Below are 6,355 nucleotides of genomic sequence, written 5' to 3'. Positions count from 1 at the left end.
TTATAAGTCGCTTCAAAATTAACCGGACCAAAGGGCCTTAATTTCATCCACACACTTGGTCGATAATCTAGACGTTGGACATTTCTCAGGTACTGGCCTTCTCCAACATGATTCTGTTTAAAATAAGCAAGATCCAAATTTTGATCAAAAGAAATTTTCGAAATCAAACCTGAAGATTGAAGAAAGTTAATAGGAGTATGAGACATTTCAAGATGTCCAAGGTTTTGCACATAAGAGTGATCAAAGCCTTTGGCATTGGCAAAGAAGGCATTATTCATAAAGTTCCCTTCTACACCAAAGAAGAAGTTGGGAAAAACTTCTTGAAAACCGACTTTATGCCCATGCTCATTATTTAACAGTCTCTTCTCAATATAGACATTGTAATCACTAAGAATATCAAGATCAGAAAGTTGCTTACCTTCAACAAAGAAAGTCCTATCGTTGCTAGGCTTATAGAAGAAGTCATAGTCATAGAATTGACGAAGCTTTCTATCCCCTAACTTATCCTCATTAATTTTTCCTGGGGCCCAAACTTGATCGAAGCTCTGAAGATTGTAGAACTTAAAATCAGAGTTATTATTGATGGCCTTGCGATATTCCCATTCTAAACCTAGTCCTCTTTGACCGTATGAAGTCGGAGACAACGTTAAGTCAGAGCTTTGGTTTATGGCCCAGAAAAAAGGCTGCTGAAGATAGAAACCTCTTTCTAAATCAAAGCCTAGTTTAGGAAAGAGTAATCCCGTCTCACGATCCTTCTTTATAGGAAAAACAATATAAGGAATATAGACGATGGTCACACCTTTTATCTTAATAAAGGCATGCTTCATATAGACATACTGGTCTGGAATAATTCGTACTTCACCACCTTGTACACTCCATGAGCCAGGGCAATCACGACAAGTTGAGTACTCAGCATCCTCGGCCTCTAAGTGCCCATCAGCATATCTCACAATCTTCTTTCCAAAGATCGTAAAGTTTTGATCAACAAGCTTAGCATCATGAACTGTCATTTTGGCGTCTTTAATAGAAAAGTCTATCTCAGTACCATATAGAGTTATCTGAGGCCCAACATAGCGAACATTTCCCCATACCTTTGCACTTGATGGAGTAAGCGATGCCTTTTCTCCATAGATAGAGTCAGTCTTTAATTTGATAATAACATTACCATGGGCCTCGTATGTATTTTCCGAGCTCTTATGGAAGGCCTTGTCTGAAAGAATCTGGACTTCGCTATTCGCACCAAGATTCAAAACTTCTTTTGCAAGAGCGTGGTCCTGGACAAAAAATGCAAGTACAGCAAGACTAATCAAACATATGAAAGTGCTTTTGAACTTCAGAGATGAAGAAGTATGAGCCAGTGATAATAATTTTTTTATTCTTATATTTGTCATCAAGTAAATAATTCCAATCATCAAGATATGAGAAGTCATCGTTTTCATACTTCTTCAAATCATCTTTAGAAATTGCCCTTGGCCCTTGAAAAGAGCTCAGCCACCTCTGTGAAAATAAACAAGGATATTTACTATATAAACTAAGAATACTCTCAATTTGTTTTTCTCTTCCTGAAGAGAAACTGACAACTAAGAGATCATCATTTGATACTACAGCTTCTTCCTTGAGCATTTTTAACATCTTACGATGTCCATCCAAATTATGGGCACCTATAAAGATAAAATCTCGCTCTCGAAATGTCACCTTTTCTCTACGACCTTTTGTCTGAGGCCAATGTGGATTGTCATCGACTTCGCGGTGACACAACGTGACAAACAGCTTCTTCGCCAATTCTCTATTTCTTTGCTCATAACTTAATGCAGGACTTAATTCTAATTGAGTCAGCTGTATTTCATCACGCTCACACCAAGTGGCCAATATTTGTTGGAGATGTTTCTGCTCAACAGCACTTATCAACTCTCCTGAGCTTCGAGTGATTCCATACTTTTCAAAGAGAATTTCTTTAAGAGTTTCACCTAGTATCTCTGTGTGATCGAGTGAGATAGAAGTCAAAGCACAGAGCGGGTTTGAAAAGATATTAACTGCATCAAATCGCCCCCCCAACCCAACTTCTAAGAGCAGATAGTCAGGAAGCTCATTTGAGACTTCTTTAATAAAGAGATAAAAGAGTGCCTCATAGAATGAGAGTCCCTCTTCTTTTATAAAATTCTCATATTCGTCTAAGAGCATATCGAGACGATCATAGCTCATAGGCGCTGAATTAATCGTCAGCCTCTCAAGAATTGTGAGAACATGGGGGCTAGTCCAACAACTTACCTTCTGAGTTTTCTCAGCTCCAGTACTAGGTGCATAAGTCTCCAGCAAATATTTCAGAGCATGAGTCGTTCCACCTTTGCCATTGGTACCACCAATAACGACAACTTTAGTTCCATGGGACTCAATTCTTTCTATAGAACCAGCTAAGAAGGCCTTTATATTCTCCAGCCTTGGCCTAAAGCCTTCAATTCCAGTCAGTGAAATTAGGCGCTTCATCACTTTATCCTCTCTTTGAGGACAGTATATCTTATTGATATTATAGGTATTATTCACTTTCACGACCTTTTCACTCAACTTAATTTACTAATATTCCGATAAAATTTAACGGAGAGCTAGAAATAATGCAAATAATTAAGTGTTTTCTTATATTTACTCTATTATTCAATTCAGTCTTTGCTGAAGAGTGTAGACCTGCATTAATCAAGGCCATTAAAGCACATATGACTGAGAATCTAGAAGGCTCAGCAGGATTTAAAGACTTGGTCGAAAAAAGAGCGCAGCTTGCTCTTATTAAATCATCCCTAAATTTCTACATGATTCAGAATCAATATCATAATGATCCAAATCTAGATAAACAACTCAAGGGAATGTTTAGGGCCATGCCTCCTCATACCATAAAGGCACAGGATCAAATGTACGCTCTTTACAAGAGAATGCTTGGTCTGACATTACCATCTCAAGTTTTACAGAAACCAAAAGATACTAACCCGTTTTCACCTGCAAATATAGCACAGGCCATCGGGCTTTCAGGAGCAGCACCAACAGAACAAAAGCCAATCAGGCAAGTCTTTGTCACACCTCCTTATAAGCCAATGGATACATTAGACATGGTATTGCAGTCTGTGAATGATATGGATCTCGAAGCAAGTCTTGAAGCCAGACAATTTGAGAGCATGCTTCAACAGGCCCTCGTTTCACAAAGTCATCTCATCTTCAAAGATCAGGACCTCACCGGTAACGAGTCAGAGCAGAGGCGCAAAGAAATTGAAGAGCAAAATGCTCTAAACAATAAACTCAGAATGAATAGTGTTGACTCATTTATTCTTCGTAACGCTATGATGGGAATGACGTCAAAAGACGATAACGATAATATTCTTGATTTCACGTTAAGTCAGATGAAGCGTCACTTTTCTCAAAGAGCATACCCAGAACAAGATAAGACACATATTGAAGGTAAGACTCAAGCTTACTATAAAGACTTTAAAAAACTCTTTGCAAAAGAAATTGAAAACGCCCTTCCACTAGTGATGAAAAACCTAAGTGAGGAATGTCAAAGAAATCTTGAGTCGGATATGAATAATCCATGTTTTGCGATGGGAATTCTAACAGAGGACTTTGACGATTTCGAAAAGATCCTCCTCGCACTCAAAGAAAAACCTGTCATAGATGAAGCCTACCTCCATGTTGCAGGAACAAGTGCTGATATCAAGTGTGAGCTTGAATTAAATGAAGAAACTCAAGAGTACAATCTGATTCTAGATGCGAATTTAAAGAACTTTGAAGGTATCACAAAGCCAATTTGGTCCTTAAATGTTGGGGAACATAACTTCCCTATTCAAAACCAAGACAAGCTAACAGAAATGCGATTCAATGAAATCATTAATGTTGGAAAAGAAAGTGATATCCCAAAACAGCTTACTTTTAAGCACACACAAGATATTACATCGACACCAAATATCTCTTTTATGGAAGAAAAGGCCACGGCGACGAGAGAAGGTAATAAAACTAGTTTTAATATGGACCTCACAAAGTGTGTCAATCACCCTGCGGCCAATCCAGAACCAAAAGAAGTGGTGGCCCCGGCCCCAGTTGAAACAAAAACTGAAACAAACCCACCTGTTGTGAAGCCAGAAGAAACAAAGGCAGAGGAAGGTGACTTTGCAAGCTTGGATGTCGAAGCAAAAGACAAAGAAGTTAAACTAAGCATTAAGTCTCCAGAAGGACAGACTTGTGGATTCTCAAGTTGTTCTCCACAGGACTCTGGAAAACCGAAGTCCAAGAAAAGTTGTAAAGTCTCAGATGAAAATGAAGAGACCTTTAAAAGAGATATGGAAAAAGGATATAGAGTCTACGTTTTCTGTAAGGAGAAAGACTCTGACGATTACAAAATTGCGAAGAAAAAGAATGGAAAGAACCTTTGGCACTTCATTGGAAAATGTGAAGCTGATGCTTGTTTCTCATCTTCAAATGATGACTTTAAGCTACCTGTGACTCCTCCAAAACCACCACAGAGCCAAATGCCGAATATCCCTATTCCAGATATGCCTGTCTTATTAGAAGGATAATATGATATAAAAAAAGCTCCTAATAATGGAGCTTTTTTATTTGTGTCAAAATTATAAAACTAAAATACAAAGTTTGAATTATCTGAACCAAGTATAGTTATACGAGATTCATTAAGAGATGCAATTTCTTGATAAAGTTGCCCTTGGAAATTTGGCTTTAAATGGCCAAGAAAGACAGGAACATCTTGTGGCATTTTCTTCAATTCTTCTTTCATTGTCGCTGGCGTGTGATGGCGACTATCAATAGCGACCTGAGTAAGACTATTAGGAAAACTCACCTCGCAGAAAATACCTTTCAAATTCTTCTTTTCTTTGGCCATTTCCCAAATTCGATCTGTTGGCCCAGTATCTTGAGTAAAGACAACACTTGCTCCATCTTTTTCTATAATAAAACCAAGCGAGCCCGCATAGTGATTCACCTTAACGGCCGTGACAGTATAATCACCAATCTGTTTGACCTCTTCTGCTTCAAATCTATTAAATCTAAGCGTTGGATCCTGTGCACTTGGCAACTTGGTAAAGTCAGGCCAAATGGCGTCATTAAGTAAGTGAGTCATGACATTGTCTTCAACTTCTTTACATGTCCAAATCTCAAAAGGTTTTCCTCGCATCCCAAAGCAGTTATCTGCTAGAAAAGCGAGGTCTGAAATGTGATCGAGATGTGAGTGTGAAATGAGGATATTATCGATAAGAGCTTGTTCTGCGATAGGAATACCACTAGCAACTGAACCAGCATCTATTAGTAATTTTCCATCAATTAAGTATGAAGTCGCCCTAAAGCCTGGAGAAACACCTCCATGTCCTCCAACAATTTTTACGATCATCGAAACATCCCTTTCTCTCTATAGTATTTATTTTAACCGGCTTTTTTAATTTTTTCCATCTTTTCTGGTCTATACATCTTAGTTTTCTTGAAGGCCCTATCAAAAGCATCAACGACCTTTTCAGAAAATTGTGTTCCCCTATTATCTAAGATTTCTTGCCAAGCAATCATCGGAGGTAGACCTTTTCGATAAGGACGATTTGAAATCATGGCATCAAAAGTATCAGCAACAGAAATAATCATCGCAATAACAGGAATCTCATCCCCTTTTAAACCAAAAGGATAACCCTTCCCATCAGGTCTTTCATGATGAAATCTCATCCCATCAACAACCTCAGAAAGAGACTCAATATGCCCAAGAATTTCATAACCTAAACGCGGATGTTCTTTCATAACAAGAAATTCATCTGCAGTTAAAGGTGCTTTCTTCTTTAAAATATTATCTTCAATCCCAATTTTACCAATATCATGAAGAACTGCTGAGAGCTTCAAGTTATTCATATCCTCAAAGGCCAAGTCTAATTCCTTCCCAATCATTCAGAGAAGTGACGAACACGCTTTGTATGACCACCCGTATATGCATCCTTCTTACCAATAGCATCAGCTAGAGACTCGACAACCTGTAGAAATTGATTTTGCAGCTTTTGAAAAAGCCTAAAATTTTCCAATGACATTGTCATTTGGTTCGCAACGGCCTCCGCAAAATGAATATCTTCTTCCGAAAAATCCGAACCTCTTTTATGAGAGGCCTCAATAACACCTAACAACTCTCCTTTTGAAAGAAGTGGAATAAAGAAGTAAGCTATCGGCCTTCGACTCTACTAAATACTTAGGAGAACGCTTTATTCTAATGTCTGAATTAATATCCGTAATATGTAAGATGGCACTGAAATATGCACATGATCCAAGAAATGTATTTTCATCGATAGTTATTTCGATATTATCGACTTTAGAATCTTTATAAAAAGTATGTTCTAAA

General features: G+C 38.0%; 7 protein-coding genes. 1 reads left to right on the top strand and 6 read right to left on the bottom strand.

Annotation, left to right across the window (positions count from 1 at the left end; genetic code table 11):
- On the bottom strand, positions 1 to 1,310 hold a 1,310-nt coding region (locus M901_RS13165), incomplete at its 3' end, for an LPS-assembly protein LptD (RefSeq protein WP_034722254.1).
- Positions 1,303 to 2,484, bottom strand: a complete 1,182-nt coding sequence (locus M901_RS13160; RefSeq protein ID WP_034722252.1) for a hypothetical protein — start codon at positions 2,482 to 2,484, stop codon at positions 1,303 to 1,305. The genes M901_RS13160 and M901_RS13165, both read right to left, overlap by 8 nt.
- Positions 2,485 to 2,609: 125 nt before the next feature.
- Here M901_RS13160 and M901_RS13155 point away from each other — a divergent pair, with 125 nt between their 5' ends.
- Positions 2,610 to 4,553, top strand: a complete 1,944-nt coding sequence (locus M901_RS13155) for a hypothetical protein (protein WP_021278693.1) — start codon at positions 2,610 to 2,612, stop codon at positions 4,551 to 4,553.
- 59 nt (positions 4,554 to 4,612) lie between these two features.
- Here M901_RS13155 and M901_RS13150 read toward each other — a convergent pair whose 3' ends face one another.
- From M901_RS13150 to M901_RS18085, 4 genes are all read right to left on the bottom strand, one after another.
- Positions 4,613 to 5,377 (bottom strand): MBL fold metallo-hydrolase, encoded by a 765-nt coding sequence (locus M901_RS13150; protein ID WP_021278692.1) that lies wholly within the window; start codon positions 5,375 to 5,377, stop codon positions 4,613 to 4,615.
- Between the two features lie 32 nt (positions 5,378 to 5,409).
- Complete coding sequence (locus M901_RS13145; protein ID WP_053335881.1) at positions 5,410 to 5,913, bottom strand: HD-GYP domain-containing protein; 504 nt, start codon at positions 5,911 to 5,913, stop codon at positions 5,410 to 5,412.
- Positions 5,910 to 6,143, bottom strand: coding sequence for a hypothetical protein (locus tag M901_RS16720; RefSeq protein WP_021278697.1), 234 nt, complete (start codon positions 6,141 to 6,143; stop codon positions 5,910 to 5,912). The genes M901_RS13145 and M901_RS16720 overlap by 4 nt, the downstream gene beginning before the upstream one ends.
- Positions 6,127 to 6,355: hypothetical protein (locus tag M901_RS18085; RefSeq protein WP_034722249.1), on the bottom strand; the 229-nt coding region annotated here is incomplete at its 5' end. The genes M901_RS18085 and M901_RS16720, both read right to left, overlap by 17 nt.

Source organism: Bacteriovorax sp. DB6_IX (assembly GCF_000447775.1).
Classification (GTDB): domain Bacteria; phylum Bdellovibrionota; class Bacteriovoracia; order Bacteriovoracales; family Bacteriovoracaceae; genus Halobacteriovorax_A.
Note: the sequence above shows the minus strand (reverse complement) of the source record. Positions and strands in the feature narration are given on the sequence as shown.